Annotated in this window: 20 protein-coding genes; 12 read left to right on the top strand and 8 right to left on the bottom strand. The window is 73.8% G+C overall.

Translation table 11 applies throughout. From position 1 onward, the window contains the following. Positions 1-89: 89 nt before the first annotated feature. A complete protein-coding gene (locus IF37_RS0100625; RefSeq protein ID WP_030734311.1) occupies positions 90-998 on the top strand; it encodes an alpha/beta hydrolase in 909 nt (302 codons plus the stop codon). A gap of 281 nt (positions 999-1,279) precedes the next feature. Beyond that, a complete protein-coding gene (locus IF37_RS0100620) occupies positions 1,280-2,500 on the top strand; it encodes a cytochrome P450 (protein ID WP_030734309.1) in 1,221 nt (406 codons plus the stop codon). A gap of 136 nt (positions 2,501-2,636) precedes the next feature. Here IF37_RS0100620 and IF37_RS0100615 read toward each other — a convergent pair whose 3' ends face one another. After that, positions 2,637-3,473 carry a hypothetical protein gene (locus IF37_RS0100615; RefSeq protein ID WP_030734306.1) on the bottom strand — a complete coding sequence of 279 codons (837 nt, stop codon included), beginning with the start codon at positions 3,471-3,473 and terminating at the stop codon, positions 2,637-2,639. Positions 3,474-3,670: 197 nt separating this feature from the next. Here IF37_RS0100615 and IF37_RS0100610 point away from each other — a divergent pair, with 197 nt between their 5' ends. Further along, the gene (locus IF37_RS0100610; RefSeq protein ID WP_030734303.1) at positions 3,671-4,954 is read left to right on the top strand and encodes an adenylosuccinate synthase; all 1,284 of its coding nucleotides are present in this window, start codon (positions 3,671-3,673) and stop codon (positions 4,952-4,954) included. A gap of 111 nt (positions 4,955-5,065) precedes the next feature. Here IF37_RS0100610 and IF37_RS0100605 read toward each other — a convergent pair whose 3' ends face one another. From IF37_RS0100605 to IF37_RS0100595, 3 genes are all read right to left on the bottom strand, one after another. Continuing rightward, positions 5,066-5,716: a hypothetical protein gene (locus IF37_RS0100605; RefSeq protein WP_030734300.1), complete on the bottom strand. Its 651-nt coding sequence runs from the start codon at positions 5,714-5,716 to the stop codon at positions 5,066-5,068. A gap of 111 nt (positions 5,717-5,827) precedes the next feature. Continuing rightward, positions 5,828-6,523, bottom strand: a complete 696-nt coding sequence (locus tag IF37_RS0100600; RefSeq protein ID WP_030734297.1) for a GntR family transcriptional regulator — start codon at positions 6,521-6,523, stop codon at positions 5,828-5,830. A 157-nt stretch (positions 6,524-6,680) separates the two neighbouring features. Continuing rightward, the gene (locus IF37_RS0100595) at positions 6,681-8,051 is read right to left on the bottom strand and encodes an aspartate aminotransferase family protein (RefSeq protein WP_030734294.1); all 1,371 of its coding nucleotides are present in this window, start codon (positions 8,049-8,051) and stop codon (positions 6,681-6,683) included. Between the two features lie 192 nt (positions 8,052-8,243). Here IF37_RS0100595 and IF37_RS0100590 point away from each other — a divergent pair, with 192 nt between their 5' ends. Next, positions 8,244-10,253: a serine/threonine-protein kinase gene (locus tag IF37_RS0100590; RefSeq protein WP_030734291.1), complete on the top strand. Its 2,010-nt coding sequence runs from the start codon at positions 8,244-8,246 to the stop codon at positions 10,251-10,253. A gap of 101 nt (positions 10,254-10,354) precedes the next feature. Here the strand turns inward: IF37_RS0100590 and IF37_RS0100585 are convergent, their stop codons facing one another. Next, a complete protein-coding gene (locus IF37_RS0100585; RefSeq protein ID WP_030734288.1) occupies positions 10,355-11,104 on the bottom strand; it encodes an SLATT domain-containing protein in 750 nt (249 codons plus the stop codon). Between the two features lie 261 nt (positions 11,105-11,365). On the opposite strand from IF37_RS0100585, the gene IF37_RS0100580 reads away from it, so the two are divergent. The 7 genes from IF37_RS0100580 (at position 11,366) to IF37_RS0100550 (ending at position 17,834) form a co-directional block, all read left to right on the top strand. Further along, positions 11,366-11,707 (top strand): YbaB/EbfC family nucleoid-associated protein, encoded by a 342-nt coding sequence (locus IF37_RS0100580; RefSeq protein WP_037855302.1) that lies wholly within the window; start codon positions 11,366-11,368, stop codon positions 11,705-11,707. A 73-nt stretch (positions 11,708-11,780) separates the two neighbouring features. Then, entirely contained in the window at positions 11,781-12,380 is a 600-nt protein-coding gene (recR, locus tag IF37_RS0100575; RefSeq protein ID WP_030734281.1) for a recombination mediator RecR, read from the top strand. Beyond that, positions 12,373-13,035 carry a DUF5063 domain-containing protein gene (locus IF37_RS0100570; protein ID WP_030734278.1) on the top strand — a complete coding sequence of 221 codons (663 nt, stop codon included), beginning with the start codon at positions 12,373-12,375 and terminating at the stop codon, positions 13,033-13,035. Before recR ends, IF37_RS0100570 begins: the two co-directional genes overlap by 8 nt. Before the next feature lie 163 nt (positions 13,036-13,198). Beyond that, entirely contained in the window at positions 13,199-14,470 is a 1,272-nt protein-coding gene (locus IF37_RS0100565; RefSeq protein ID WP_030734275.1) for an aspartate kinase, read from the top strand. After that, positions 14,470-15,546: an aspartate-semialdehyde dehydrogenase gene (locus IF37_RS0100560; RefSeq protein ID WP_030734272.1), complete on the top strand. Its 1,077-nt coding sequence runs from the start codon at positions 14,470-14,472 to the stop codon at positions 15,544-15,546. Before IF37_RS0100565 ends, IF37_RS0100560 begins: the two co-directional genes overlap by 1 nt. 345 nt (positions 15,547-15,891) lie before the next feature. Then, positions 15,892-16,548, top strand: a complete 657-nt coding sequence (locus IF37_RS0100555) for a SigE family RNA polymerase sigma factor (protein ID WP_106981686.1) — start codon at positions 15,892-15,894, stop codon at positions 16,546-16,548. Next, positions 16,545-17,834 (top strand): hypothetical protein, encoded by a 1,290-nt coding sequence (locus tag IF37_RS0100550; protein WP_253915586.1) that lies wholly within the window; start codon positions 16,545-16,547, stop codon positions 17,832-17,834. Before IF37_RS0100555 ends, IF37_RS0100550 begins: the two co-directional genes overlap by 4 nt. 28 nt (positions 17,835-17,862) lie before the next feature. On the opposite strand, the gene IF37_RS0100545 is transcribed toward IF37_RS0100550, so the two are convergent. Further along, positions 17,863-18,654: an SURF1 family protein gene (locus IF37_RS0100545; RefSeq protein ID WP_173456647.1), complete on the bottom strand. Its 792-nt coding sequence runs from the start codon at positions 18,652-18,654 to the stop codon at positions 17,863-17,865. A 146-nt stretch (positions 18,655-18,800) separates the two neighbouring features. Here IF37_RS0100545 and IF37_RS0100540 point away from each other — a divergent pair, with 146 nt between their 5' ends. Beyond that, positions 18,801-20,633 (top strand): prolyl oligopeptidase family serine peptidase, encoded by a 1,833-nt coding sequence (locus IF37_RS0100540; RefSeq protein ID WP_037855301.1) that lies wholly within the window; start codon positions 18,801-18,803, stop codon positions 20,631-20,633. A gap of 3 nt (positions 20,634-20,636) precedes the next feature. On the opposite strand, the gene IF37_RS0100535 is transcribed toward IF37_RS0100540, so the two are convergent. Continuing rightward, entirely contained in the window at positions 20,637-22,502 is a 1,866-nt protein-coding gene (locus IF37_RS0100535; RefSeq protein WP_030734259.1) for a TrkA family potassium uptake protein, read from the bottom strand. Between the two features lie 139 nt (positions 22,503-22,641). Further along, positions 22,642-24,696: an NAD(+) synthase gene (locus IF37_RS0100530; RefSeq protein ID WP_030734256.1), complete on the bottom strand. Its 2,055-nt coding sequence runs from the start codon at positions 24,694-24,696 to the stop codon at positions 22,642-22,644. Between the last annotated feature and the right edge of the window lie 32 nt (positions 24,697-24,728).

The raw sequence follows: 24,728 nt of genomic DNA, 5'->3' as shown, positions 1-24,728 counted from the left end.
CCAACGGCCGGTGCCCCACCTGGTCCGCCGCACCCTCGCCCAGCGCCGAGAGCCTGGGGGGTACCCCATCGTCGCTGAGAGGTTGGAGCATGCCGGACGACGCCGCAGCCGCCCGCGCCGCCGCCGAGGAGGAGTCGGCCTTCTCGCACCCCCCGGTCGACCCCGACGCCACCGCCGCCTACGGTGACCACCCCGACCAGGTGATCGACTTCTACGCCCCCCGCCCCGGTCGGGACAGCGCCCCGCCCGGCTCCCCGGCCCCGCTGGTCGTCCTCCTGCACGGCGGTGCGTGGCGCGCCCGCTACGACCGGCGTCACCTCACCCCCTTCGCCGGCCACCTGGCCCGCCAGGGCTTCGCGGTGGCCAGCGTCGAGTACCGGCGCGGCGGTGGGCCGCCGGTCCCCGGCCCGGGGACCGACGACGGGGACGTACCGCCCGCCGGGCGCTGGCCCGACACCTTCGACGACGTCGCGGCGGCCATGGACGCCCTGCCCGCGCTGGCCCGCGAGGCACTGCCGCAGGCGGACCCCCGCCGTACGGTGCTGTCCGGCCACTCGGCCGGCGGTCACCTGGCCCTGTGGGCGGCGGCCCGGCACGTGCTGCCCGCCGACGCCCCCTGGCGCACCGACTCCCCGGCCGAGCTGCGCGGTGTCGTCGCGCTCGCGCCGATTGCGGACTTCGAGGTGGCCGAGGAACTGGGCGCGTGCGCGCACGCGTCCCTGCAACTCCTCGGCGGACCGGAGCACTTCGCCGGGCGCCGCCCGTACGCGGACCCCGCGCTCCTGCTGCCCACGGGCATCGCCACGACCGTCGTCCAGGGCCGTGCCGACCTGGTGGTCCCGCCCCGGGTGGCCGAGGCGTACGCGGAGGCGGCGGCGAAGGCCGGGGAGATGGTCGGGCTGACGCTCCTGGCCGACGTGGGCCACTTCCCGCTGATCGACCCGGCGGCCGACGCCTGCGCGGTGGCGACCGAGGAGATCGCCCAGCTGGCCTGGTGATTCCCCGGGCACCGCGCGGCCCGTAGTACCTGAGAAGGAGGCCGCGGGACCCGTCTCACTGGGGACGACCGCGGCCCGCCCGGGCGCCTACCGTTCTCCCCGTGACCGAGACGACCCAGACGCAAGGGGCGCCGCCGCGTCCGCCGGACGGCGCGTTCGAGCACCCGGCGCAGCTCGGTCAGGGCCGCCACCGGACGCCGCCCGGGCCGCCGGCACCAGCCGCGGGTTCGCGTACGAGGCGAGGCTGGTCACCCCGGGGTGAGCCGGGCTAGCGTCCGTCCATGACAGCTGCCGCGGACCCCGCCTTCGACCCCTGGGACCCGGCGTTCGTCGCCGACCCCCGCCCGGCCTACGCCGCACTGCGGGCGCGCGGCCGGGTGATCCGGTACGAGCCGACCGACCAGTGGCTGGTCCCGCACCACGCGGACGTCTCGGCGCTGCTGCGGGACCGCCGCCTCGGCCGCTCCTACCGGCACCGGTTCACGCACGAGGAGTTCGGCCGGACCCCGCCCCCGCCGGAGCACGAGCCCTTCCACACCCTCAACGACCACGGCATGCTCGACCTGGAGCCGCCGGACCACACCCGGATCCGGCGCCTGGTGTCGAAGGCGTTCACCCCGCGCACGGTGGAGCGGCTCGCGCCGTACGTCCACGCGCTGGCCGACGACCTGGTCGGCGCCCTCGTCCGGGACGGCGGCGGCGACCTGCTCACCGACCTGGCGGAGCCGCTGCCGGTCGCGGTGATCGCCGAGCTGCTCGGCATCCCCGAGGCGGACCGGGCCTCGCTGCGGCCGTGGTCGGCGGACATCTGCGGGATGTACGAGCTGAACCCCTCCCCGGAAACCGCGCGCCGGGCGGTACGGGCGTCGGAGGAGTTCTCCGCCTACCTGCGCGAACTGATCGCGGCCCGCCGGGCGGACCCCGGGGAGGACCTGATCTCGGGCCTGATCGCGGCCCACGACGAGGGCGACCGGCTCACCGAGCAGGAGCTGGTCTCCACGGTGGTCCTGCTCCTCAACGCGGGCCATGAGGCGACGGTCAACGCCACCGTGAACGGCTGGTATGCCCTGTTCCGCCATCCCGGCCAGCTCGCCGCGCTGCGCGCCGACCACTCCCTGGTCCCCACCGCCGTCGAGGAGCTGCTGCGCTACGACACCCCGCTCCAGCTCTTCGAACGCTGGGTGCTGGACGACATCGAGATCGACGGCACGACCGTCCCCCGGGGCGCGGAGGTCGCGCTGCTCTTCGGCTCCGCCAACCACGACCCGGCCGTCTTCGCCGACCCCGCCCGGCTGGACCTCGCCCGCGCGGACAACCCGCACATCTCCTTCAGCGCGGGCATCCACTACTGCGTCGGCGCGCCCCTGGCCCGCCTGGAGCTGGCGGCGTCCATGACGGCCCTGCTCCGGCGGGCCCCGACGCTGTCCCTGGCGGCGGAACCGCGGCGCCGGCCGAACTTCGTGATGCGGGGGCTGGAGGGGCTGGGCGTGGAGCTGAGGTGACGCCCCGGCCGAGGGCGCGGAACCCCCGGTGCGGAGGGCGGGCCGCAGGGCGTACGGCGAACACGCGGGCGCTTCGCCGTGCGGAGGGCCGTGCGAGCCGCCGTGCGGAAAGAGGCCGGGCCCGTACGGCGTACGGTCACCGTTCGGCGGGCAGCACCAGCGCCCAGGCGCCCTCCGCCACCCGCCAGGTCCGCCGGCGCACCGGCCCCGACACCGTGGCGTCCGCCCGGTAGCGGAAGTCCGTCCCGGTGACCGTCACCGTGCGGCCGGAGGCCAGCAGGGGGGCCGCCGCCGCGCCCACCGACAGCGGCCGTACCCGTACCGCGGCCACCCCGTCCGAGCCCGGTGTCACCGACACCGCCTCCACCGGCTGGTCGAGGTCGACCACCGTCTCCCCGTCGACCTCCACCCGGAGCCGGGACGGGCAGGGGGCGGGCGCCGCGGGCGGCCGGGCGGGCCGGGGCGCCAGGGTGCGGACCAGCGAGCGGTACCAGGGCCGGTCCGCGGCGGACGGCACCGGCCCGGCCGCCGGCCCCACCGTCAGCGGCGGGATGCCGAGCGCCCCCAGCACCACGCCGTCACTGTCGTCGACCAGGAGGTCCAGCCGCCGCGCCACGCCGTCCAGGACCGCCCGCGCCGCCGCCACCGCGCCCCCGGGCACCCCGAGCGACTCGGCGAGCGCGGTGTCCCCCACCGGCACCACCGACAGCGCGCATCCGGCCAGCTCCCGCTGCCGGTGCAGCAGGGCGACGGTCCGCGCCAGGGCCCTGCCGTCGCCGACCACGACCGGCCGCCGGGACCCCCTGCGGCCCAGTGCGCGGGCGAATTCCTCCGGGCCGTCCGGGAGGCACACCTTGGCCGCCGCACCCGCGCTGAGCACGTCTTTCGCGATGCGCACGGACTCCCCGTCCGCCTGCCGTGCCGCCGGATCGATGATCACCAGCAGCTGATCGGACGTCGCGGAAGTCGCCACCTCGGTCCTGCCTCGCTTCCTCGGGTAGCATCTTTGTGCAAGAGCCCCTTGCGCTATTGCGCCAGGGGCTTCGTCTATTCCGGGGCATCCGGTCCGACGGTTGTGCGACCGAAGACGGTCGCGGTGGTACGCGGCGGTGAACGTTACGCCCCTGCCCCCGACCTTGGACATGCCCCGCCCGGAAGGGGTGTACGCGCGTGCCCGCACTTGTGCTGCTCGGTGCTCAGTGGGGTGACGAAGGCAAGGGAAAGGCGACGGACCTGCTCGGTGGATCCGTCGACTACGTGGTGCGCTACCAGGGCGGCAACAACGCCGGCCACACGGTAGTCGTGGGTGACCAGAAGTACGCCCTCCACCTGCTCCCTTCCGGAATCCTGTCGCCCGGCTGTACGCCGGTCATCGGAAACGGCGTCGTCGTCGACCCGTCGGTCCTGCTCTCCGAGCTGAGCGGTCTGAACGAGCGCGGCGTCGACACGTCCAAGCTCCTGATCAGCGGTAACGCGCATGTGATCACGCCGTACAACGTGACCGTCGACAAGGTGACGGAACGCTTCCTCGGCAAGCGCAAGATCGGCACCACCGGCCGCGGCATCGGCCCGACCTACGCCGACAAGATCAACCGCGTGGGCATCCGGGTCCAGGACCTGTACGACGAGTCGATCCTGCACCAGAAGGTGGAGGCGGCGCTCGACGTCAAGAACCAGATCCTCACCAAGCTCTACAACCGGCGCGCGATCACCGCCGACCAGGTCGTCGAGGAGCTGCTGGGCTACGCCGAGCAGATCAAGCCGTACGTCGCCGACACGGTCCTGGTCCTCAACCAGGCGCTGGAGCAGGACAAGGTCGTGCTCTTCGAGGGCGGCCAGGGCACCCTGCTCGACATCGACCACGGCACGTACCCCTTCGTCACCTCCTCGAACCCGACCGCGGGCGGCGCCTGCACCGGTGCCGGCGTGGGCCCGACGAAGATCAGCCGGGTCATCGGCATCCTCAAGGCGTACACGACCCGCGTCGGCGCCGGCCCCTTCCCCACCGAACTCTTCGACGAGGACGGCGAGGCGCTGCGCCGGATCGGCGGCGAGCGGGGCGTGACCACCGGCCGTGACCGCCGCTGCGGCTGGTTCGACGCGGTCATCGCCCGCTACGCGACCCGGGTGAACGGCCTGACCGACTTCTTCCTCACCAAGCTGGACGTGCTGACCGGCTGGGAGCGGATCCCGGTCTGCGTGGCGTACGAGATCGACGGCAAGCGGGTCGAGGAACTGCCCTACTCGCAGACCGACTTCCACCACGCCAAGCCGGTCTACGAGACCCTGCCCGGCTGGAGCGAGGACATCACCAAGGCGAAGTCCTTCTCCGACCTCCCGAAGAACGCCCAGAACTACGTCAAGGCGCTGGAGGAGATGTCCGGCGCCCCGATCTCCGCGATCGGCGTGGGCCCGGGCCGGGACGAGACGATCGAGATCAACTCGTTCCTGTAGGCCCTGTAGGCCCTGTAGGCGCCCCGTGCGAGCGCCCGCCGATCCGCCACCCTGGCCGACCGGCGGGCGCTTAGCCGTTGTGCCCCGGGCACTGACGGACCGGTCCGGCGGTCAGCTGAACACGATCATCGAGCCCTGGGCCAGGGAGCGGGTCGCCGCCGCGTGGAGGCCGAGCCAGACGTGGCGCTCGCGGGCGAAGGGGCTGGGGTCGTAGGGCGGCGAGGCGGCCGGTTCCTCCAGCTCGGTGGGGGCCGCCGGCGGGGTGGGCGGCGCCGGCGGGTTGGCCGGGTCGATGCCGATCGACGGGGCCACGTACTGGAGTTCGCGCAGCAGGCTCTGGGAACTGCCCAGCGGGCCGCCGCCCGCGAGGAGTTCGTCGTTCGACAGCGGGTGCGGGAAGTCCACGGGGACGTACGCGCCCGCGTGGTCGTAGTGCCAGACCAGGTGGGACTGCTGGGCCGTGGACTCGAACATCTCCAGCAACTGCTCGTAGTCGCCGCCCAGTTCGTCGACCGGCGTCACCGGCAGCCCGCAGACCTGGAGCAGGTAGGCGCGGCGCAGGAAGTGCAGGGCGTCGTAGTCGAACCCGGCGACCGGGGCGACGTCGCCGGACAGGCCCGGCATGTACTGGTACACCGGCACCGGCGGCAGGCCGGCCGCGGCCAGCGCCGCATTGTACTGCGCGAGTTCCTCGGCGAAGGGATTGTCCGGGGTGTGGCACAACACGTCCACGAGCGGTACCAGCCACAGGTCACAGGCCAAAAGAAGGCTCCTCCATCGGCGGCGTGCCGTCACGCACGGCAGCGGGTGGTCAGGGAAGGGTAGTCGGTACCGGCGGGGGGCGGCTGCCCCTTACGGGGGCGTATCGGCCGTCTACCCGTCGGCCAGGTGTTCCAGCAGGGCCAGCGAGTGGGCGTTGGAGGCGGTGACGATCGCGCGGGCGGCCCCGGTCTCGCGGCGGGCCAGCGCGTCGACCAGCTCGGTGTGCCCCGCCCACAGCCGCCCGCGCAGATCGGGGAGGCGGAGCAGGTGCTGCACCGCGCAGACCCAGGACTGCACGCGCAGCCGGTGCAGGAAGTCGCCGAGGTAGGGGTTGCCGAACAGGGCGCTCAGCTCGCGCCAGAACCGCAGGTCGTAGCCGACGAGGATGGTCAGGTCGCCGGCGGTGGCCGCCCGCTGGGCCTCCTCGCCGCGGCGGCGCACGGTGGCCAGGGCCGCCGCCGTGCGGGGGTCCTCGGGCGGGGTGCGGAAGGCGGGGTGGTCGGCGGTGAGGACCCGGAACATGCCGTCGGTGACCAGGCCGCGGGCCTCGATCATGTTCCGGTAGTCGGCGAGCGAGTACTCGGGCACCCGGAAACCGCGGTGCTGGTCGGCCTCCAGGACGCCCTGCGCGGACAGGTCGACCAGCGCCTCGCGGACGGGGGTGGCGGAGACGCCGTACTGGTCGGCGATCTCCTTGACGGTGAACGCCCGGCCCGGGCGCAGCCGTCCCGCCAGCACCTCGTCACGGAGCGCGTCCGCGATCTGCTGGCGCAGGGTGCTGCGCGTCACGGTGCCGTTGCCGGGCATGGTCCGTGCCTCTCCTCACACGTCCGGGTGGCGTACCCGTCCGGACCCGCGCGGACCGCGGGTCCCTCCTCTCTTACGAGCACGCCACCTTACGCGTTCGAACGGGTCGGGTGGCAGCCGCGGTTCGGCTACCGTCCGTCCCCCGCCGCCGGTGCGGTCACACGGTGTGCTCGTCGGCCACGGCCAGCGCGGCGTCCAGCGCGGCGAGGCCCTCCTTCAGCTCGTCCTCGGTGACGTTGCACGGCGGGACGACGTGGGTGCGGTTCATGTTCACGAAGGGCCACACGCCGTGCCGCTTGGCGGCGGCGGCGAAGGCGGCCATCGGGGCGTTCGCCTCGCCGGACGCGTTGTACGGCACCAGCGGCTCGCGGGTCTCCCGGTCCTTCACCAGCTCCAGCGCCCAGAACATGCCGACACCGCGCACCTCGCCGACGCTTGGGTGCCGCTCGGCCAGTGCGGCGAGGCCGGGGCCGACGACGGTCTCGCCGAGGCGCCTGGCGTTCTCCACGACGCCCTCCTCCGCCATCACGTTGATCGTGGCGACGGCGGCGGCGCAGGCCAGCGGGTGGCCGGAGTAGGTGAGACCGCCGGGGTAGGGGCGCTTGCCGAAGGTCTCGGCGATCTCCCCCGAGATGGCCACGCCGCCGAGCGGCACGTAACCGGAGTTGACCCCCTTGGCGAAGGTCATCAGGTCCGGTACGACGCCGGACAGGTCGGCCGCGAACCACTCGCCGGTCCGGCCGAACCCGGCCATCACCTCGTCCAGCACGAACACGATGCCGTACTTGTCGCACAGTTCCCGGACGCCGGCCAGGTAGCCGGGCGGCGGGACCATGATCCCGGCGGTGCCGGGGACGGTCTCCAGGATGATCGCGGCGATCGTCGCCGGGCCCTCGAAGACGATCGTCGTCTCCAGGTGCTCCAGCGCCCGGGCGCACTCCTGCTCCTCGGTCTCGGCGTGGAAGCGGGAGCGGTAGAGGAACGGCGCCCAGAAGTGGACGACACCGGCGGCGGCGCCGTCGGAGGCCCAGCGGCGCGGGTCCCCCGTGACGTTGATCGCCTGCTGGGTGCCGCCGTGGTACGAGCGGTACGCCGAGAGCACCTTCGGGCGGCCCGTGTGCAGCCGGGCCATGCGCAGCGCGTGCTCGACGGCGTCCGCGCCGCCGTTGGTGAAGAAGATCTTGTCCAGGTCGCCGGGGGTCCGCTCGGCGATCAGCCGGGCCGCCTCCGAGCGCGCCTCGACGGCGAAGGCCGGCGCGAAGGTCGTCATCCGCGCGGCCTGCTCCTGGATCGCCGCGACGACCCGGGGGTGCTGGTAGCCGATGTTGGTGAAGACGAGACCGCTGGTGAAGTCCAGGTACCGGGTGCCGTCGTAGTCCCAGAAGTACGAGCCCTCGGCGCCGGCGACGGCGAGCGGGTCGATGAGGTCCTGGGCGGACCAGGAGTGGAAGACGTGCGCGCGGTCCGCGGCCTTCACCGCGGCGCCGGCTGCGGGGCTGGGCTGATCGGGGCTGGGCTGAGGGGTCATGCCGGTGAGGGTAAATGTCCGCGATGCGGAAGCGACATCGGCGTCTTGTTCCGTGGACGGGCGCAATCCGCGACAGGTTGTCGACGGACCGGCAGCGCCGGCGGGCGCCGCGCCCGTTACGGAACCCGGACACCGGTCCGGGCCCGGCCACTATTCTCGGTCGTCGGGACCGATGGGGAGGGCGGCACGGGGATGGAGAACCTGGGACCGGAGGACCCGCCGGGGGCGCCGGCCGGCGGCTGGGGGCGGATCGGGACGTACCGGCTGCTGGCGCGGCTCGGCGCGGGCGGCATGGGCCGTGTGTACCTGGCCCGTTCCGACCGGGGGCGGACCGTCGCCGTGAAGGTCGTCCGGCGGGAACTGGCCGAACAGGAGGAGTTCCGGGCGCGGTTCCGGCAGGAGGTGCAGGCCGCGCGCCGGGTCGGCGGGCACTGGACGGCGCCCGTGCTGGACGCCGACACCGAGGCGGCCGTGCCGTGGGTGGCGACCGGGTACGTGGCCGGTCCGAGCCTCCAGCGGGTGGTGGGGCACGATCACGGGCCGCTGCCCGAGCGGTCGGTACGGATTCTGGCGGCGGGACTCGCGCACGCGCTGAAGGACATCCACGCGGCCGGCCTGGTGCACCGGGACCTGAAGCCGTCGAACGTGCTGGTGACCATCGACGGGCCGCGCGTGATCGACTTCGGGATCGCGCGGGCGCTCCAGTCGGCGGCGCCGGGCGCGGAGGGGCTGACGCGGACCGGGTCGCTCGTCGGCTCGCCCGGGTTCATGGCGCCCGAGCAGGTGCGCGGGGACCGGGTCACACCCGCCTGCGACGTGTTCTGCCTCGGCTCCGTGCTCGCCTACGCGGCGACCGGGGTGACGCCGTTCGGGAGCGCCGACAGCGGGGCGCACGCGCTGATGTTCCGGATCGCGCAGGAGGAGCCGGACCTGACGGGCGTGCCCGAGGGGATCGCCGACCTGGTGCGGGAGTGCCTGCGCAAGGACCCGGGGAGCCGGCCCTCGCCGGACGTGATCCTGGAGCGGACCGGGGTGGAGGACACCGTGATCGGCGGACGGTCCCGGGACCCCTGGCTGCCGGGTTCGCTGGTCGCGCAGCTCGGGCGGCACGCCGTGCGGCTGCTGGAGGTGGAGAGCCCGGAGGGGGGCCCGGGGGAGCCGGCGGACGCGGGGGCCGCCGCGGGTGCGGATGCGCCGGGGGACGGTTTCCCGCTCGCACCGCCGGTGCCGGCCCCGTCGGCGGGTGTGGGCGCGGGCGCGGGTCCGGCCGCGGCCGCCGGTGGGGACATGGCGGGGGCGGTGCCCTCCGGTGCCGGCGGGTCGCCCGAGCACGCCGCTGTCTCCGACGGGGGACCGGGGGCCGCCGGGCACCGGTCCGCCCTCGCCGCCGGCCAGGCGCCGCCGGCCGGTGCGCCACCGATGCCGCCCGGGTTCGGGGCCGCGCCCCCGGCGCCGTACGGGGCACCGCACTCCCAGCCCCCGTACGGGTACGGGTATCCGCAGCGGGCCGGTGCCGGTTCGTGGGGCGGCGGGGGACAGCAGTCGTACCACCACCCCCTGGCCGGCGGGCCCGGCTCCACCCCGCCGTACGGACCATCGGTCGTCGGTGTGCCCATGGAGCCGGCGGAGCCGGAGCGGCGCAGCGCGCGGTCCACCGTGCTGCTCGTCCTGATCGCGCTGGTGGTGGCGCTGGGCGCGGGCGGCTCGGTGTACGCGTTGATGAACGGTGGCGGCACCGACGACCAGGGCGGCGGCGGGGCCGGCCCGGAGCCCGTCCACGGCTCCGCGCCCCCGGCCACCTCCGCCGCGCCCACCCCGACCGCGCCGGAGGCGTCGGCGTCCGCCTCCGGGACGGTCCCGGACGCCTACCTCGGCACCTGGCGGGCGGTCATCGGCAACGCCGACGGCACCAACAGCCGCGAGCTGACCATCCGGCAGGGCGAGGTGGGGGACGCCGTGCTGACGCTGGTCGCGGACGGTCCGGCCGAGGGCGGCGGGTCGTACCACTGCGTCTTCGAGGCCCGGCTCACCGGGCGGCCCGGCGGCGGACCGCTGGAGATCGGCCCGTCCACCGTCACCACCGGTACGCCCGCCACCGCCTGCACCCCGGGCGAGGCCACCGAGATCACGCTGCTGCCGGACGGACGGCTGAAGCGGACCATCGCGAACGGCGGGGGAAGCCTGACGTACACCAGGCGGTGACGGCGGGCCCGGCTACACCAGGCGGTGACGGCGGGCCCGGCTACACCAGGCGGTGACGTCGTGCCTGCCGTCGCTTACCTCGGCCCCTGCCGTGCTCGTGCCTACCGGGGTTCCGGCGGTCGCTGCCGGGGCATGTTCGGGCGGGTCCCGTTGGCCGGCGGCAGCGGGAGCCGCCCCGCCGTACTGCCGGTCTCCTGCCGGGGCACCGTCGCCACCGCCGTCTGGATGCCCAGCGGAGCCGATCCCGTGCGGAACTCCACCATCCAGTCGGTCGTCTCCGTGCGCACCAGCTCGGTGATGTCCTCCGAGAACCGCCGCAGCACCGACAGGCACCGTTCGGCCGCCTCGCTCGCCGTGCCCTCCGTCGGTCCCAGCACCTCGCGCACGCTCTCCGACGCCCAGTCGAACTGCAACAACTGCAACCGCCGCTGCACGGCCTGTGCCGTGGCCACGTCCCTCATCCAGCCGGACGTGACTCCGAAGAACCGGTCGGTGCCGACGCAGGCGACCGCGAGCAGCAGCGCCAGACAGCCCCACGGTGCCACCCCGTCGGCCGCCCCGGTGAGGTCCAGCAGGGGCAGGGCCGCCCCGGCCACCGCTCCGGCCGTCGCCCCGACCCGCAGCACGCGCGCCCCGCGCCGCTTCCAGACCCGGTCCCGCAGGTACCAGGCGGCCGTCTCCAGTGCCCGGCGCTCCACCCACCGGTACAGCTCGTCCAGCCGTTCGGCGGGTTCCCCCCAGTCCCCGAGCGGGAAGGCCCGCCCGGTCAGATCGCCCGGCCGCAGCCCGGCCGCACCCTCGCCCCGCCCGTCCTGAGGCGGACCCTCGGGCTGCATCTCCGGCTGACCCACCCGGCACTCCCAACTGATCACGACCGGTCACGTTGCGTGACATTCCCTGCCGACGCGCGGCCACCTTCCTACCGCCCAACGGGTGGCGGAGAAGGGGCTTTCCCGCCTTTTCCGCTCGGAAGAGGGTCTTGATCAGGTATAGGACTGCCGTGGTTTCCACTCGAAAGAGTGGCGGGGCAGTGGCCGCGTGGACCACGTAGGCTCGTTGACGACCGAGAAAACGTCGGAGACGACGACGCGGAAGACGGCGAGGAGCTGATCGTGATCCCCGGTGGCCAGCCCAATATGCAGCAGTTGCTCCAGCAGGCGCAGAAGATGCAGCAGGACCTTCAGCGGGCGCAGGAGGAACTGGCGAACACGGAGGTCGACGGGCAGGCGGGCGGCGGTCTGGTGCGGGCCACCGTCACCGGTTCGGGGGAGCTGCGCGCGCTCCGGATCGACCCGAAGGCGGTGGACCCGGAGGACACGGAGACCCTCGCCGACCTGATCGTGGCGGCCGTCCAGGCGGCCAACGAGAACGCGCAGACGCTCCAGCAGCAGAAGCTCGGCCCGCTGGCCCAGGGGCTGGGCGGCGGCAGCGGCATCCCGGGCCTGCCGTTCTGACGCCTCCGCCTTCCGGGCGAAGGCCGGAGCCGACTACCGTACGTACCGAAAGGTCTCCAGGAAGGGCAGTCCGTTGTACGAAGGCGTGGTCCAGGACCTCATCGACGAGCTGGGGCGGCTGCCCGGCGTCGGTCCCAAGAGCGCGCAGCGGATCGCCTTCCACGTCCTCCAGGCCGAGCCGACCGACGTGAAGCGGCTCGCGCAGGCCCTGATGGAGGTCAAGGCGAAGGTCCGCTTCTGCGCGACCTGCGGCAACGTGGCGCAGGAGGAGCTGTGCGGCATCTGCCGCGACCCGCGCCGCGACCCCGCCGTCATCTGCGTGGTGGAGGAGCCGAAGGACGTCGTCGCGATCGAGCGCACCCGTGAGTTCCGGGGCCGCTACCACGTGCTCGGCGGCGCCATCAGCCCGATCGAGGGTGTGGGACCCGATGATCTGCGTATACGGGAACTTCTCGCGCGGTTGGCCGACGGGTCGGTCACGGAACTGATCCTGGCCACGGATCCGAACCTGGAGGGCGAGGCGACGGCGACGTACCTCGCCCGGATGATCAAGCCCATGGGCCTGAAGGTCACCCGCCTGGCCAGCGGCCTCCCGGTGGGTGGTGACCTGGAGTACGCGGACGAGGTGACCCTCGGCCGCGCCTTCGAGGGGAGACGACTGCTAGATGTCTGACGCCACGCTGCACGACTCGGCGCAGAACCCGGACGACTTCGTGGTCCAGATCGCGGACCAGGTGGAGAGCTTCCTGGTGGCCGTCACGGAGGTGTCGAGAGGCGACGAGCCGGAATCGGCGGTCCCCTTCCTCCTCCTGGAGGTCTCCCAGCTCCTGCTGGCGGGCGGCCGGCTGGGCGCGCACGAGGACATCGTCCCCGAGGAGCGGTACGAGCCCGACCCGGGGCCCGAGCCGGACGTGGACGAGCTGCGCGAGAACTTCGCCCGGCTGCTGGAGCCGGTCGACGTCTACTCCGAGGTCTTCGACCCGTACGAGCCGCGCACGGCGCCGGTGCCGGCCCGGCTCTCGGACGACCTCGCCGACATCGTCACCGACCTGCGGCACGGCATGGTCCACTACCGCGCGGGCCGGACCACCGAGGCGCTGTGGTGGTGGCAGTTCTCCTACTTCTCCAACTGGGGTCCGACGGCCTCCGCGATGCTGCGCGCCCTCCAGTCCGTCCTCATCCACGTGCGGCTGAACCAGCCGCTGGAGGAGCTGGACGGCCTGGACACCGACCAGCCGGCCCTGGGCGACGAGACCCTGGAGTTCGAGGCGGGCCGGGTGATGGCACGGGAGATCGGCGGCCCGCTGGGCATCCCGCCGGGGAGGTAGCGGCCGGCGCGGCTGTGAGTCCGGGCACGTTCCGAGTGCCCGGGACCCCGCTGGGCAGGTTCCGGTAGCGAGCGTCCGATGTCTCACCATCCAAGATCAGGCCGGTGGATTTCGGACACTCGATAGACTGAGCCGACACAAACGAACCGAGCGAGGAGCGCACGTGGGCCTTGTCGTGCAGAAGTACGGAGGCTCCTCCGTAGCCGATGCCGAGGGCATCAAGCGCGTCGCCAAGCGGATCGTGGAAGCGAAGAAGAACGGCAACCAGGTTGTCGTCGTCGTTTCCGCGATGGGCGACACGACGGACGAGCTGATCGATCTCGCCGAGCAGGTCTCTCCCATGCCTGCCGGCCGGGAGTTCGACATGCTGCTGACCGCCGGAGAGCGGATCTCCATGGCCCTGCTGGCGATGGCGATCAAAAACCTGGGCCACGAGGCCCAGTCCTTCACCGGCAGCCAGGCCGGCGTCATCACCGACTCGGTCCACAACAAGGCCCGGATCATCGACGTCACTCCGGGGCGGATCAGGACGGCCCTCGACGAGGGCAACATCGCCATCGTCGCCGGTTTCCAGGGCGTGAGCGCCGACAAGAAGGACATCACCACGCTGGGGCGTGGCGGGTCCGACACCACCGCGGTGGCGCTCGCCGCCGCGCTCGACGCCGAGGTCTGCGAGATCTACACGGACGTCGACGGCGTGTTCACCGCCGACCCGCGCGTGGTGAAGAAGGCCCGCAAGATCGACTGGATCTCGTTCGAGGACATGCTGGAGCTGGCCAGCTCCGGATCCAAGGTGCTGCTCCACCGCTGTGTGGAGTACGCCCGCCGCTACAACATCCCGATCCACGTCCGGTCGTCCTTCAGCGGACTCCAGGGCACGTGGGTCAGCAGTGAGTCGATTGGGGACCAGAAGGTGGAGCAGGCCATCATCTCCGGTGTCGCGCACGACACCTCCGAGGCCAAGATCACGGTCGTCGGCGTGCCGGACAAGCCGGGTGAGGCCGCCGCGATCTTCCGGACCATCGCCGATGCCGAGGTCAACATCGACATGGTCGTGCAGAACGTGTCCGCCGCCTCCACCGGCCTGACGGACATCTCCTTCACCCTGCCGAAGACCGAGGGCCGCAAGGCCATCGACGCGCTGGAGAAGAACCGCCCCGGCATCGGCTTCGACTCGCTGCGCTACGACGACCAGATCGGCAAGATCTCCCTGGTCGGCGCTGGTATGAAGACCAACCCGGGAGTCACCGCCGCCTTCTTCGAGGCGCTGAGCGACGCGGGCGTGAACATCGAGCTGATCTCCACCTCCGAGATCCGCATCTCGGTCGTCACCCGCGCCGACGACGTGCCGGAGGCCGTCCGCGCCGTGCACACCGCCTTCGGGCTCGACTCCGACAGCGACGAGGCCGTCGTCTACGGAGGCACGGGCCGCTGATGGTGCCGACCGGCAGGCCGACGCTCGCGGTCGTGGGAGCGACCGGGGCCGTCGGCACGGTCATGCTCCGCATCCTGTCCCAGCGCGCGGACGTCTGGGGCGAGATCCGTCTGATCGCCTCCCCGCGCTCGGCCGGCCGCAAGCTGGCCGTGCGCGGGGAGGAGGTCGAGGTGGTGGCCCTGGCGGAGGACGCCTTCGCCGGCATCGACATCGCGCTGTTCGCGGTGCCCGACGAGGTCGCCGCGCGGTGGGCGCCGGCCGCCGCCGCGCGCGGTGCCGTGGTCGTCGACGCCTCCGGCGCCTTCCGCATGGACCCGGACGTGCCGCTCGTCGTGCCCGAGGTCAACGCGCACGCCGTACGGTCCCGCCCGCGCGGGATCGTCGCCGGTCCCGGCGGTACGACCCTGACGATGATCGTCGCCCTCGCCGCGCTGCACGCCGAGTTCGGCCTGCGCGAGCTGGTGGTGTCGTCGTACCAGGCGGTGAGCGGGGCCGGGCGGGCCGGGGTGGAGGCGCTGCGCGCCCAGCTGTCCCTGGTGGCCGGGACCGAGCTGGGCACGGGCCCCGGGGATCTGCGGCGGGCCGTCGGGGACGGCACCGGCCCGTTCCCGGACCCGGTCGCGCTCAACGTCGTCCCGTGGGCCGGGGCGCTGGGCGAGGACGGCTGGTCGTCGGAGGAGACCGGGGTCCGCGACGAGTCCCGTAAGGTCCTCGGCCTGCCGGCGCTGCCGGTCGCCGTGACCTGTGTGCGGGTGCCGGTGGTCACCGCGCACTCCGCGACCGTCCACGCCCGCTTCCAGCGCGAGGTCGGCGTCGACGGCGCCCGCGAGATCCTCGCGACCGCGCCGGGGGTGGTGCTGTGCGACGACCCGGCCGCCGGCGAGTTCCCCACCCCGGCCGACGTGGTGGGCACCGACCCGGCCTGGGTGGGCCGGCTGCGCCGGGCCCTGGACGACCCGGCGGCGCTCGAGTTGTTCGTGTGCGGGGACAACCTGCGCAAGGGCGCGGCGCTGAACTGTGCGCAGATCGCGGAGCTGATCGCGGCGGAGACGGCGGACGTCACCACTCGCGCGTGACCGCTTTGTAGGATCTTCGTAAAAGTGTGGCCGGGAGCATGGTCCAACCCCTTGAACCGTCCCTCGCGGCGACAGAGGATTTCCCTCCCCGCCCTCCGCAACCGTACGGAGGGCGGGGAGCGTCTTTGCGGTCACCCTTGAGGGACCGCGGGACGCGATGATCCTGGCGTGGGGACGCCGTGATCGGGGCGTGGGGACGCCCGTTCAAATGGGACGTAAGGGAAGAGCGGGACGCATGACGGCAATTGAGGCACCGTCGGTTGTCGCACATGTGACGCCCGGCACGTACAACCCCCGAGGGGGGAAGCGTGTCCAACTGACGTGGCAGAGGTACTCGAACTCAGTATGGCCCGCGGCGGTGCGGCCCTGCGGCCCCGTGCGGCGCTCCGGCCCCGCCCGTCCGGCGGCATGCCGGTGATCGCGCCCATGCCCGCAGCGCGGCCCACCCGCATACCCGGTCAGCGCGAAGGTGCCGAAGAGCCCGCGGGAGCCGTGGCGACCGAGGCCGCCGGGACATCCGTCGACCATCTCACCGAGACCTACCGGACGCACTACCGTTCGCTGCTCGGTCTCGCCGCCCTCCTCCTCGACGACACCGCCTCCTGCGAGGACGTCGTCCAGGAGGCCTTCATCCGGGTCCACTCGGCCCGCAAGCGCGTCCGCGACCCCGAGAAGACCCTCGCCTACCTGCGGCAGACGGTCGTCAACCTCTCCCGCTCCACGCTGCGCCGGCGCATCCTCGGCCTGAAGCTGCTCTCCAAGCCGATGCCCGACATGGCGAGCGCGGAAGAGGGCGCGTACGACCAGCTGGAGCGCCGGGACCTCATCAAGGCGATGAAGGGCCTCCAGCGCCGTCAGCGCGAGGTCCTGGTGCTGCGCTACTTCGCGGACATGACCGAGGCCCAGGTCGCCGAGACGCTCGGCATATCCCTGGGCTCGGTGAAGGCGTACGGTTCGCGGGGCATCGCCGCGCTGCGGGTGGCCATGGGGACACCGGCATGAGCGACCACGCCGAAGGGAGCGATCCCCGTGACGGCCACTTCGACGAACGCCACTTCCATGAGCACTCCCATGAGCACTCCCATGAGCACTCCCGTGGACGGCTCTCCCATGAACGGCACGAGCCCTACGCCTGGCGCGAGCCGACGGACCGGCACGGGCACGAGGACACGCCAACGCACGCTGGGAACGGAACTGTGAACCACGGACCCGACGACAAGGGCCCCCAGGGGCTCGGCCCGGGTATCGACGGGACGGACGGGCTCGGCTCGGACGAGCTGGCCCTGCGCCACCTGCTGCACTCGGCGGTCGACGACATCGAGCCGCGCACGGGCACGCTGGAGCACCTGCGCCGGGCCGTCCCGGCACGCCGGGCGCGCAAGCGCCAGGCGGTGGTCGGCGTGGCGGCCGCGGCCCTGTTCATCGGCACCGCGATCCCCGCCCTGGTGCACGTCTCGAACGCCGGCGGCGCCGACCCCAACACCGCCATGGCCGGCCAGACCTCCCAGGCCCAGGGCGGCACCGGCCAGTCGACGGACAAGGGCACCTCCGACAAGGGCGGCGGCCCCAAGCACCACGGGAGCGCGACCGTCAAACCCGGCAACGAGCCGGACAGGAGCGGCGAGAAGGACCACGCGACCGGCCACGGCGGTCCGGCCGCCGGCGGCGCCGGACCCTCCGCCACCCCGACCGTGGGCATCCCGCTGTGCACGGCGGCCCAGCTGGGCTCCGCCACCGCCGCCGTGACCGCACCCGACTCCGCGGGCGTCGTCTCCGGCACGTTCCGCGTCGTCAACGTCTCCGGCGCGGCCTGCACCGTCGGCGGCCCCGGCAGCGTCACGCCCGCGGCGCAGGGCGCCGCCGACCCGGCCAAGGTCGGTGCCGCCCGGCATGTGGCCGGGGACGCGGCGACGGCCCTGCCGGACCCGTCCCTGGAGGTCGCCACGCTGGTCCTCCAGCCCGGCGCGGCGTACGAGGAGAGGTTCGCCTTCGTGCCCTCCGAGACCTGCCCCACCACCGGTGGCGACACCAGCACCGGCGGCCCCGACACGGGCGGCCCGTCGCCGGACCCGACACCCAGCCAGGACGCGGGTACCACCGGCGCCGCCACGACCGACACCACGGGCGCGGTGGCCCCGACGCCCCAGCTGCTGACCGCCGACGGCACGGCCGACGGCAGCATCGCGGTCACCCACACGGCGCAGGGCGGCGCACCGTCGGCGACGGCGGTGGTACCGGGGGCGTGCGCGGGCACGGTCTACTACACGGGGCTGCTGGCGTCGACGTGACGGCCGGGCGGCGGGCGGCCGGCGCGGGTCAGCCGCTCGCGACCGGCGTCCGGTCCGGCTCCTGTGTCACCAGGCCCAGCGCGGCGTCCCGCTGGAACTCCAGCTCCCGCCGCAGCAACCGGAACCACATGAACACCACGAAGCCCGCGAACACGAACCACTCCCCGGTGTACCCGAGGTTCTGGAACGCCTTCAGGTCCAGCCCCGTACCGCTGGGCGCGCTGGCGGGCACGGCCTTCATCCCGGCGTCCCCCTCGTCCAGCGTCACCCACGCGTCGTACAGCCGGTACGGCACGAGGTTGACGAGTGACGCCGAGCTGATCGCCGAGGTCTGTCCGGCGGGCAGCCCGCCCTCGGCGCCGACCCCGTTGTCGCCCGGCGTCTCGGACGCCTGGAGCGCGCCGGTGACGGTGACCTCGCCGGCGGGCGCGGCGGGCGCCGCCGCGGGGTCCGCCGTACCGGGCAGCCAGCCCCGGACGACCGGCAGTGCCTTGCCGGAACCGGTGCGCAGCAGGGTGAGGACGTAGAAGCCGCGCTTGCCGTCCAGCTCCCGGCCGGGCACCAGCAGCTGCTCGCCGTACCGCCCGCTCGCGGTGACCCGCCGTCCCGAGGTGCTCTTGTCCACGGGCAGCATCGACTCCAGCGGGCGCGCCGCCTCGTGCCCGTCGGATTCGGCCTGCTCGGTCGCGGCGCGGTGGTCCTGCACCCGGCCCTCGAACCGGCTCAGCTGCCACGACCCCATGAAGACGCAGAACGGGATGGCGAGCAGCACGAAGACGTTGATGCCCCACCAGCGGGGTGTCAGCAGAAAGCGGTACACGCCCTCCACGGTACGGCGCCCGCGCCGGGCGCCCGCCCGCGGGTCGGCCCACGGCCCGGCCCGCGGGCGGCCCGCGGCCGGGAAGTTATCCACAGGCTGGGCGTCCGTGTTCCCCGATCGTCGGCGCGGCCAGGCACTATGGGCGCATGACTGGGGCCAAGAGTGAGAACAGGACAGCGGAGACGACAGCGGACATGCCGGACTGGGAGCGGCGCTTCCGGGCGCCGCGGGTCTCGCTGCCCGACTGGGCGGAGGACGCGCCGGACCGCTCCCTGTTCGTGTCGAACGCGACGGGCACGTACGAGCTGTACGCCTGGGACCGGGCGACGGGCGCGCAACGGCAGGCGACACACCGGCAGAACGGCACGACGGACGGTGTGCTCTCCCCGGACGGCGCGTGGATCTGGTGGTTCGACGACAAGGACGGCGACGAGTTCGGCATCTGGCGCCGCCAGCCCTTCACCGGCGGTCCGGACGAGCCGGCCGTGCCCGGCCTCGCCCCCTCCTACCCGGCCGGCCTGGCCCTGTCCCGCGACGGCGGCACGGCGGTCGTCGGCCGCTCCACGGACGAGGACGGCACGACGATCCACCTGGCCCGGGAGGGCGCCGAGCCGGTGGAGATCTACCGCCACCGCGAGTCGGCGGGCGTCGGCGACCTCTCACACGACGGCTCCCTGATCGCCGTCGAGCACACCGAGCACGGCGACGCCATGCACGCGGCCCTGCGCGTGCTCCGCCCGGACGGCACGACGGCCGCCGAGCTGGACGACACCAAGGGCGGCACCGAGGAGCTGGGCCTGGAGGTGCTGGGCTTCGCCCCGGTCGACGGCGACACCCGGCTGCTCGTCGGCCACCAGCGCCGGGGCCGCTGGGAACCGCTGGTGTGGGACGTGGCGACGGGCGAGGAGACGGACCTGGACCTGGAGCTGCCGGGCGACGTCGCCGCCGAGTGGTACCCGGACGGCTCCGCCCTGCTCGTCGTGCACGGCTTCGAGGCCCGCAGCGAGCTGTTCCGGTACGACCTGGCGGCCCGCGAACTGACCCGCATCCCCACCCCGCCCGGCACGGTCTCCGGCGCGACGGCCCGCCCCGACGGCAGCGTGGAGTACCTGTGGTCGTCGGCCGCCGAACCGCCGGCGGTGCGGTCCACGGCGGGCGGGGTGGTGCTGGACCCGCCCGGCATGGCGTGCCCGCCGTCGGTGGCCGTGGAGGACGTCTGGGTGGAGGGCCCCGGCGGCCGCGTCCACGCCCTGGTCCAGCGGCCGGCCGGCGCCACCGGCCCCCTGCCCACCGTCTTCGACCTGCACGGCGGCCCGACCTGGCACGACAGCGACTCCTTCGCGGCCGGCCCGGCCGCCTGGGTCGACCACGGGTACGCGGTGGTCCGGGTCAACTACCGCGGCTCCACCGGCTACGGCCGCGCCTGGACCGACGCCCTCAAGCACCGGGTGGGCCTGATCGAGCTGGAGGACGTGGCCGCGGTCCGGGACTGGGCGGTCTCCTCCGGCCTCGCCGACCCCGACCGGCTGGTCCTCACCGGCGCCTCCTGGGGCGGCTACCTCACCCTGCTCGGCGTCGGCACCCAGCCGGAGTCCTGGGCGCTGGGCATCGCGGTGGTGCCGGTCGCGGACTACGTCACGGCGTACCACGACGAGATGGAGGCCCTGAAGGCCATGGACCGCACCCTGCTCGGCGGCACCCCCGAGGAGGTCCCGGAGCGTTTCGCGGCGTCCTCCCCGCTGACCTACGTCGACCGGGTCGAGGCCCCGGTCTACATCTCGGCGGGGGTCAACGACCCGCGCTGCCCGATCCGCCAGATCGACAACTACGTCAAGAGGCTCCAGGCGCGGGGCGCGGTGCACGAGGTGTACCGGTACGACGCGGGGCACGGCTCGCTGGTGGTGGACGAGCGGATCAAGCAGGTGAGGCTGGAGCTGGAGTTCGCGGAGCGGCACCTGGCCGGCCGGAGCGCCGGCTGACGTTCACCGCAGCTCCGCGAGCCCCCTGCGGGTGGCGGCGACGACGACCCGGTCCCCCTTCCGGAGCACATGACCGGAAGGGGTGTCGGCCCGCCCCAGCAGCGCCAGCACCCGCCAGGCACCGGCCTGGAACGCCTCGTCGACCGTGCGCCCCTCGAGCCGTGGGTGCCCGTCCACGTCGACCGCGGCGAACAGCAGCACCCGGCGCTCCACGGCGACGGCCCCGAGCACCTGCCGTCCCAGCATCGCCCCGGCGAACGAGGGGGCGGCCAGGTGGGTGACGCTCCGGCTGCGGGTCAGGGCGTGCGGATAGGCGGCCCGGAGGGTGCGGTACACGGCGGTGGCGAAGTCGTCGTCGTACAGCCGCAGCACCACGCGCAGATCGGGCCGTACGGTCCGCGCGTACAGCGCGGCCTCCAGGTTGGTGGTGTCGGCGCTGGTCACCGCGAGCAGCGTCCGGGCCCGGTGGATCTGGGCCGCTTCCAGGACGCCCTCCTGGGTGACGTCCCCGAGCACCACCGGCACCCGCAGCCGACGGGCGGTGGCCAGGCCCCGCGCCTCCGGGTCGGACTCGACGCACACCACGGGGACGTCCAGCTCCCGCAGCCGGGTCAGCACCCGGGTGCCGATCTTGCCGAGCCCCAGCAACACCACGTGACCGCTCAGTCCGCGCGGCGGCCTGCGCACGGCGGAGGCGGTGCGGAAGGTGCCGAGCGCCTCCAGCGCGGTGGCCAGCAGCACCGGCAGCAGCAGCAGTCCGACCAGCGCGGAGAGGAGTTGCAGCAGCTGCCGGCCGAGGGGCTCCTTGAGGGCGGGGTCGTCGATGGCGAACAGGTCCAGCAGGGTGATGTAGCAGGCGCGCAACGGATGGATGCCGGTGACCAGCCACAGGGCGACCGCGAGGGCGGCCACACAGCCGACCAGCCCGGCCAGGGACCAGCGCAGCCGCCGGGAGAAGAAGGAGGCGAGCGGCATCACGCCGGTGCTCCGGCGGCCGGGCGCGGCGGACTCCGCACCGTGCGTGGAGGAGACGTGCTCCAGCACCACGGCGTGCCGCCCGGCGGCCTGCCGCACCTCGTCGTCGTCGGGGAGCAGCCGCGGCTGCTCGCCCGTGCCGTCCGGACCGTCCGGGCCGCCGGTGCCGGCCGGGTCGCCGCCCGAGAGCAGGGCGAGGGTGCACAGCCCGGTGCCGGACCCGTCCGCGGACAGCGGCCGTTCCACGGCCCGCAGCAGCAGGCCCTCGGCCTGCACGACCCGGCCGGTGCCGGCCACGGCGGTGGCGGCCAGCGCGGGCGCGGCCGTGTCGGCGTCGGACAGCACGGTCGTGGAGGTCTCCGCTCCGGTGCCCGGACCGTCCTCCCCGTCCCCGGCGGCCAGCGCGGCGGCCTGGTCCAGGAGTTCCTCGATGTGCTGGCCCAGCCGCCGGTTGTAGAGCCGCAGCACCAGCCGCAGCCGGGGGTTGAGCCGGCGGGCGGTCAGCGCCGCCCGGATGTTGGTCTCGTCGTCGTCGTACACGAGGGCCAGCGCGGCGGCCCGCGCCACCCCGGCCTCGGCGAGCACCGCCTCGGTCGGTTCGGCGGCCTCCAGCACGCCCTCGCCGTCGGCGCGCTGCCCGGCGGACGCCCCGGCCTGTGCGCCCGCGGCGGCACCGGAGGGCTGCCCGGTCCCGCCGGCCCGGCCGACGGAGCCCACCGCGGCGCTGACCACGCGGTCGAACAGCGCCGCCGACGCGGCCCGGGCCCGGCCGACGACCGGGGGCCGGGCGGTGCGCCCGTTCGGCGGCACGACCAGGGTGACCTGCTCGCCGTAGACCCCGCGCAGCTCGGCGGTCAGCCGGTGCGCGAGCCCGTCGTCACCGCACACCACCATGTGCGCCTGCGGGGACCCCTGTCCCCCTTGGTACGGAACACTCGCCACGAGGGGAAGGAGTGGTCCGGGCGGACGTGTGGTTCCCGCGCGGACCGGACGCCCGGCTGCCGGCGGGGGAGCGGACCCGGCGGGGGAGCGTCTACGCCTGCGGCCAGTCGAAGCGGTCCAGGTCCCGCAGCCAGGCCTCCGCGTTGCCGTCGGACGGGGCCCGCCAGTCGCCGCGCGGGGAGAGCGAGCCGCCGGCCGAGACCTTGGGGCCGTTCGGCATGGCCGAGCGCTTGAACTGGGAGAACGCGAAGAAGCGGCGGCAGAACACCTCCAGCCAGTGCCGGATCTCGGCCAGGTCGTACGCCACCCGCTTGGCCTCGGGGAAGCCGGGCGGCCAGGCACCGGCGTCCGGGTCGTGCCAGGCGTGCCAGGCCAGGAAGGCGACCTTCGAGGGGCGGAAGCCGTAGCGCAGCACCTGGAAGAGGGTGAAGTCGTGCAGCGCGTACGGGCCGATCTTCGACTCGGTGGACTGCATCTCCTCGCCCGGCACCAGCTCCGGGCTGATCTCGGTGTCCAGGATCGCGGCCAGCACCTCGCCGGTCTCGTCGTCGAACTGGCCGCTGGTGATGACCCAGCGGATCAGGTGCTGGATGAACGTCTTCGGCACCCCGGAGTTGACGTTGTAGTGGCTCATCTGGTCGCCGACGCCGTACGTGGACCAGCCGAGCGCCAGCTCGGAGAGGTCGCCGGTGCCGAGGACGATGCCGCCGCGCTGGTTGGCGAGCCGGAACAGGTAGTCGGTGCGCAGACCGGCCTGCACGTTCTCGAAGGTGACGTCGTAGACCGGCTCGCCGGCGGCGAAGGGGTGGCCGATCTCCTTGAGCATCAGCCGGGCGGTCGGCGTGATGTCCAGCTCGGCGGCGGTGACGCCGAGCGCGCGCATCAGCGTGTGGGCGTTGTCCTTGGTGTGGTCGCTGGTGGCGAAGCCGGGCAGGGTGAAGGCCAGGATGTCGCTGCGCGGCCGGCCCGCGCGGTCCATCGCCCGGGCGGCGACGATCAGCGCGTGCGTGGAGTCCAGACCGCCGGAGACACCGATGACGACCTTGGGTCCGCCGATCGCGGCGAGGCGCTGCTGGAGCCCGGCGACCTGGATGTTGTAGGCCTCGTAGCAGTCCTGGGCGAGCCGGTCGGGGTCGGCGGGCACGAACGGGAACCGCTCGACGCGCCGGCGCAGCCCGAGGTCGGTGTGGGGCGGGTCCAGTTCGAAGGAGACGGTCCGGAAGTCACCGGTGCGCGCGGCGTGCGCCCGGCGGTTGTCGTCGAAGGTGCCCATCCGCTGCCGTTCCTGCCGCAGCAGGTCGAGATCGACGTCGGCGACCGCGTACTGCTCGCCGAGCGGGAAGCGCTCGGTCTCGGCGAGCAGCACCCCGTTCTCGTAGATCATGGTCTGTCCGTCCCAGGACAGATCGGTGGTGGACTCGCCGAGCCCGGCCGCCGCGTAGACGTACGCGGCGAGGCAGCGCGAGGACGCCGAGCGGCACAGCAGCTTGCGGTCCTCGGCCCGGCCGACCGTGATCGGGCTGCCGGAGAGGTTGACCAGCACGGTCGCGCCGGCCAGGGCGGCCTCCGCGCTCGGCGGCACCGGCACCCACATGTCCTCGCAGATCTCCGTGTGCAGCACGAGCCCGGGCACGTCCTCGGCCGCGAACAGCAGGTCCACCCCGAACGGCACCTCCGCGCCCGCGACCCGGATGGTCCCGCCCCGCTCGTCGTGGCCGTCGGCGAGCTGCCGGCGCTCGTAGAACTCCCGGTAGGTGGGCGGGTACGACTTCGGTACGACACCGAGGACCCGGCCCCGGTGGATGATCACCGCGCAGTTGTAGATCCGGTGGCGGTGGCGCAGCGGGGCGCCGACGACCAGCACCGGCAGCAGCTCCGCCGAGCCCGCCACGACCGTGCGCAGCGCCTCCTCGACCCGGTCGAGCAGCGCGTCCTGGAGCAGCAGGTCCTCGATGGAGTAGCCGCACAGGCCCAGTTCGGGGTAGACGGCGACGGCGACGCCCTCGTCCGCGCACCGGCGGGCCTGGCGCAGGACCGTTTCGGCGTTGGCGTGCGGGTCGGCGATGACGGTGTGGCCCGTGCACGCGGCGATGCGCGCGAAGCCGTGCTGGTAGAGCGACCAGAAGTTCAACGGTGCTTCCTTCATGTTCAACAGACCGCGCTGATTCAACAGACCGC

The sequence above is a fragment of the Streptomyces sp. NRRL S-31 genome (assembly GCF_000718775.1).
Lineage (GTDB): Bacteria > Actinomycetota > Actinomycetes > Streptomycetales > Streptomycetaceae > Streptomyces.
This window is presented reverse-complemented; position numbering and strand designations above follow the sequence as displayed.

What these genes read in the sequence shown, in the direction of transcription:
- IF37_RS0100560 (WP_030734272.1), top strand. Translation starts at nt 14,470, where the DNA reads ATGGTGCCGACCGGCAGGCCGACGCTCGCGGTCGTGGGAGCGACCGGG.
- IF37_RS0100590 (WP_030734291.1), top strand. Translation starts at nt 8,244, where the DNA reads ATGGAGAACCTGGGACCGGAGGACCCGCCGGGGGCGCCGGCCGGCGGC.
- IF37_RS0100535 (WP_030734259.1), bottom strand. Translation starts at nt 22,502, where the DNA reads ATGGTGGTGTGCGGTGACGACGGGCTCGCGCACCGGCTGACCGCCGAG.
- IF37_RS0100600 (WP_030734297.1), bottom strand. Translation starts at nt 6,523, where the DNA reads ATGCCCGGCAACGGCACCGTGACGCGCAGCACCCTGCGCCAGCAGATC.
- IF37_RS0100625 (WP_030734311.1), top strand. Translation starts at nt 90, where the DNA reads ATGCCGGACGACGCCGCAGCCGCCCGCGCCGCCGCCGAGGAGGAGTCG.
- IF37_RS0100550 (WP_253915586.1), top strand. Translation starts at nt 16,545, where the DNA reads ATGAGCGACCACGCCGAAGGGAGCGATCCCCGTGACGGCCACTTCGAC.
- IF37_RS0100530 (WP_030734256.1), bottom strand. Translation starts at nt 24,696, where the DNA reads ATGAAGGAAGCACCGTTGAACTTCTGGTCGCTCTACCAGCACGGCTTC.
- IF37_RS0100620 (WP_030734309.1), top strand. Translation starts at nt 1,280, where the DNA reads ATGACAGCTGCCGCGGACCCCGCCTTCGACCCCTGGGACCCGGCGTTC.
- IF37_RS0100570 (WP_030734278.1), top strand. Translation starts at nt 12,373, where the DNA reads ATGTCTGACGCCACGCTGCACGACTCGGCGCAGAACCCGGACGACTTC.
- IF37_RS0100540 (WP_037855301.1), top strand. Translation starts at nt 18,801, where the DNA reads ATGACTGGGGCCAAGAGTGAGAACAGGACAGCGGAGACGACAGCGGAC.
- IF37_RS0100595 (WP_030734294.1), bottom strand. Translation starts at nt 8,051, where the DNA reads ATGACCCCTCAGCCCAGCCCCGATCAGCCCAGCCCCGCAGCCGGCGCC.
- IF37_RS0100555 (WP_106981686.1), top strand. Translation starts at nt 15,892, where the DNA reads ATGGCCCGCGGCGGTGCGGCCCTGCGGCCCCGTGCGGCGCTCCGGCCC.